Source organism: uncultured Arenimonas sp. (assembly GCF_963976025.1).
In the GTDB taxonomy this organism is placed as follows: Bacteria; Pseudomonadota; Gammaproteobacteria; order Xanthomonadales; family Xanthomonadaceae; genus Arenimonas.
In genome coordinates this window covers 1-4,118 of record NZ_CAXBJS010000214.1, presented here as the reverse complement: position 1 = coordinate 4,118, position 4,118 = coordinate 1, and the positions used below count along the sequence as shown (strand labels likewise).

Sequence of the window (4,118 nt, the reverse complement as noted above, 5' to 3'; positions counted from 1 at the left end):
CGAGGAGCTCGAGCTGCTGCGCGAGGCCGGTTTCCACCCACTGGAGGTGATGCGCGCCGCCACCCTCTCGGGCGCCGAAGCCCTGGGCGCGCAAGACCGCATCGGCTCGATCGAACCCGGCAAGCTGGCCGACCTGGTGGTGCTGTCGGAAAACCCGCTGGCCAACCTGAAGGTGTTCTACGGCACCGGCCACATCCGCCTGGGCGAAAACGGCGAACCCACCCGCGTCGGCGGCGTGCGCTACACCATCAAGGACGGCATCGTGTACGACGCCCCGGCGCTGCTGCGCGACGTGCGCGCGATCGTGGCCGAAGAGAAGGCCAAGCGTGGCATCGAAGACCTCGCCCAGCCGTAAAGGACTGAAACCCGGGTCAGAGTCGAGTTTCTGAAATTCGACCCTGACCCGGGTTTTTACGCGCAAAAGAAAGGCCCCGGCAGGGCTGCCGGGGCCTTTGTCTTTTGGCGGGATCAGAGCTTCTGGATCGCCGCGCTGCGGGTCACGCCGTTGATCGTGAACTGCACGTTGGCCGTGGTGGCCGAGGTGTAGGTGATCGTGGCGGTGCCGGCGGCGGTGAACGAACGGTTGTTCGGGTTGAAGGTAGTGCTCCACGGCGCGGCGTTGGACGCATACACCGTGCCCGAACGCACGTCGGTGGCGGTCCAGGTGGCGTCGAGCTCGAACCACTGCGCCTTGCCGGTGTTGTCGTAGATGAAGAACATCACGAACTGGTTGTAGGTGGGCGCGGCGTACTGGTAGACCGTCAGGCCCCAGCCGGCTTCGCTGGGCACGTACCAGGCGCCGGTGTAGTCGCGGCCGTTGGACGGGCCGAAGGACTGCACGGTGGGCGCCAGCCACTGCTTGACGTCGTTGTAGACCACATCCAGACGCGAATACACGTCCCAGTTCTCGGGGTCGTCAAGGTTGCCAGAGTTGCTGCATGCAGCTTCACCTCCGTAGAGTCCTCCACGCAGGTAGTACCCGCCGGCGCCCCCGGTGAACAAGCCCGAGCCGCTGCTGCCACCCTGGGTGGTCCCACTAAGCCAGCCCACTTCGTTCAGATATGTTGATTGAACAGTCTGCTTTCCGAGCGAGGATTTCTTGGCGTCACCCGCTGGATGGTGAATGGCCAGTACGTCGGCTCCCGCAGCCAGCGGGTTGGCATCCCAGCCGGCGTAAAAAGCAAAGCCTGGAGGCGTATTGTTCAGACGCAACAGTGCGGCGTCGGTGCCTGCGCCGCCGCCGCCGTAGTCATTGAAAAGTAGCTGGGCACCGCCGCCGACTTGGGAAGTGGTTTTCGAAACGCCGCTGCCGCAGCTTGTGGCCTCGTAGTTCCAGACAGTGGTAACGGTATTGGCAACCGCCTGCGAGCCGATGCAGTGGTCGGCGGTGAAGTAATAAGGAATTTGGCTACTGTTGTCGGTGTCATTGAGCAAGGTGCCTGTGCAAATCTTACTGCCACTTCGCTGGAAGAGGAGCCATGAAACGGAGTCTTTTGCATCGGCGAAGGCCTGGCCCAAGGTGCCGATGCGGCAAGCCGTGTCGACGTTGCATCCGTCCGACTCGCCTATTTTGGTCGACAGTGCGAAACCGCTACGCAGGCTTGCAACGAGATGTGAGACATGTGCTACCTGCACTTGAACTGCATTGAAGTCAACGCCGGTGGGCGCGAACAGTTCGATGGCTTGGATTTCTCCATCGGTTGCCATCGTCCAGTGCAGTCCACGATCATCAATCAGGCGCCGGGCCTCGGATCCTGTAGTCATGCCCTCAATGCGGGCTGGCTCATCGGAGCCTGCTACGCGCATTTCGATGCGGTCATCCATCCCGCGCAGTTTCAAACCCACACGCAGTGCCAGGGCATCAGGGGAGCGGACTTCAAAGCGGGCAACTGAGCCGCCTTCTATGGCCTTCCAGGCCAGTGCCCCCAGGGGAGCCGCGGCCTCGGCGGCACTACGTTCGATGCCGACTTGCACCACCTTTCCTACCATTTCTTCGTTGTGGCGCTCGAGTTCAAGAATGCGCTCGGGCGCCATCGGGGTCAGCACCAGCCGGGAGGCAGCGGCGCTGGTCGTGGCATCACGCCAGGCCAGCGGCGCCTGCGCCTTGCTGGACTGGGCGCGTTCACCCGCGACCTGCATGACGGGCTCGGCGGCCCAGGCGGCAGCGCTGGAAAGGGCCAGCGCAAGCGCCAGCGAGAGTGCGGTGCGGGTGTTCATGAAAGGCTCCATCGTCGGTAGCAGCGTCCCGGCAGTTTAGTCCCTGCCGGGGCGGATGCAACGCAACGGGGGCCGGTGGTTCAGCCGGCCTTCGCGGCGGCCTTCTTCACGGCCTTCTTGGCGGCTTTTTTGGCCGGGGCCTTCTTGGTGGCCTTTTTCGCGGCTTTCTTGGTCGCTTTCTTGGCGGTTTTCTTCGCCGGGGCCGCGGCCTTTTCCGTGGTTTTCTTCGCCGCCGCCTTCTTGGCGGGAGCCTTCTTGGCCGCCACCTTCTTGCCGAAGCGCCCGCCCTTGCGGACCGGCTTGCCCTCGGCCAGCAGGGCCTCGCACTCGGCCTGGGTCAGGCTGGCGGGGTCGCGGTCCTTGGGGATCTTGCCGTTCTTCTCGCCGTCGGTGATGTACGGGCCGTAGCGCCCGTTCAGCACCTGGATGTCGGTGCCTTCGAAGGTCTTGATCGTGCGGTTGGCGATCATTTCTTCCTTGGCACGGATCAGTTCAACGGCGCGCTCGAAGCTGATCTTGTACGGGTCGTCTTCCTTGCCCAGCGAGGCATAGGTGTCGCCGCGCTTGGCGAAGGGGCCGAAGCGGCCGATCGCCACCGTCACCGGCTTGCCGTCCATTTCGCCCAGGGTGCGCGGCAGGTCGAACAGCGGCAGCGCTTCTTCCAGGGTGATGGTGTGCATGCTGGTGCCCTGGCGCAGCGAGGCGAACTTGGGCTTTTCCTCGTCGTCCATGTGGCCGATCTGGGCGTAGGGCCCGTAGCGGCCAAGGCGCACCGACACCGGCTTGCCCGACTTGGGGTCGATGCCCAGCTGGCGCGCGCCGGTGGCTTCGGTGCGGTCCACCGACTCGCTTTTTTCCTCGACCATGGTCTTGAACGGCTTCCAGAACCGTTCCATCAGCGGCACCCAGGCGCTTTCGCCGGCGGCCACCGAATCGAGCTCGTCCTCAAGCTTGGCGGTGAAGTCGTAGTCCACGTACTGCGTGAAATGGCTGGTCAGGAAGTTCGCCACCGCGCGGCCGACGTCGCTGGGCCGGAAGCGCCGGTTGTCCAGGTACACGTATTCGCGGCCCTGCAGCACCTGGATGATGCTGGCGTAGGTGGACGGGCGGCCGATGCCGTATTCCTCCAGCGCCTTCACCAGCGAGGCTTCCGAGAAGCGCGGCGGCGGCTCGGTGAAGTGCTGGTCGGTGTGGATGCTGCCCAGCGGCACGGTCTGGCCGGTTTTCATAGGCGGCAGCTTGCGCCCTTCGTCGTCTTCGTCGGCGGTTTTCTGGTCCTTGCCTTCTTCGTACACGGCCAGGAAACCCGGGTCGATCACGGTGGTGCCGCTGGCGCGAAAGCCGTGTTCGCTGCCGGCCGCCAGTTCCACCGACACGGTGTTCAGGGTGGCGGGCACCATCTGGCAGGCGACGGGGCGCTTCCAGATCAGTTCGTACAGGCGGCGGCCGTCGTCGTCGAGGTACTTGGCCACCGAGGCCGGCGTGCGCAGGGCCGACGTGGGGCGGATGGCCTCGTGCGCTTCCTGGGCGTTCTTGGACTTGGACTTGTATTCGTTGGGCTTGTCCGGCACCGCCTGGGTGCCGAAGTCGCGGGCGATGACGTCGCGGATTTCCGACACCGCGTCCACGGAAAGGCTGACGGAGTCGGTACGCATGTAGCTGATCAGGCCGACCGTGCCTTCTTCGCCGATCGCCATGCCCTCGTACAGCTTCTGCGCCACGCGCATGGTGCGCGAGGTGGTGAAGCCGAGCTTGCGCGCGGCCTCCTGCTGCAGCGTGGAGGTGATGAAGGGCGGCGCCGGGCGGCGCTTGCGCTCCTTGCTGATGACGTCGGTGACGCGCAGGGCGTCGCCGGCCGCCTTCACCAGGCGCTCGCGCGCGGCCTGGGCGTCTTCGGTATT

General features: G+C 64.9%; 3 protein-coding genes. 1 reads left to right on the top strand and 2 read right to left on the bottom strand.

What is annotated here, in order from left to right; translation table 11 throughout:
• On the top strand, positions 1-355 hold a 355-nt coding region (locus AACZ35_RS12900; protein ID WP_339829951.1), incomplete at its 5' end, for an amidohydrolase family protein.
• Positions 356-468: 113 nt separating this feature from the next.
• Here the strand turns inward: AACZ35_RS12900 and AACZ35_RS12895 are convergent.
• Together AACZ35_RS12895 and AACZ35_RS12890 are read right to left on the bottom strand one after the other, a co-directional pair.
• Positions 469-2,217, bottom strand: a complete 1,749-nt coding sequence (locus AACZ35_RS12895) for a trypsin-like peptidase domain-containing protein (protein ID WP_339829949.1) — start codon at positions 2,215-2,217, stop codon at positions 469-471.
• An 80-nt stretch (positions 2,218-2,297) separates the two neighbouring features.
• Positions 2,298-4,118: DNA topoisomerase (locus AACZ35_RS12890; protein ID WP_339829947.1), on the bottom strand; the 1,821-nt coding region annotated here is incomplete at its 5' end.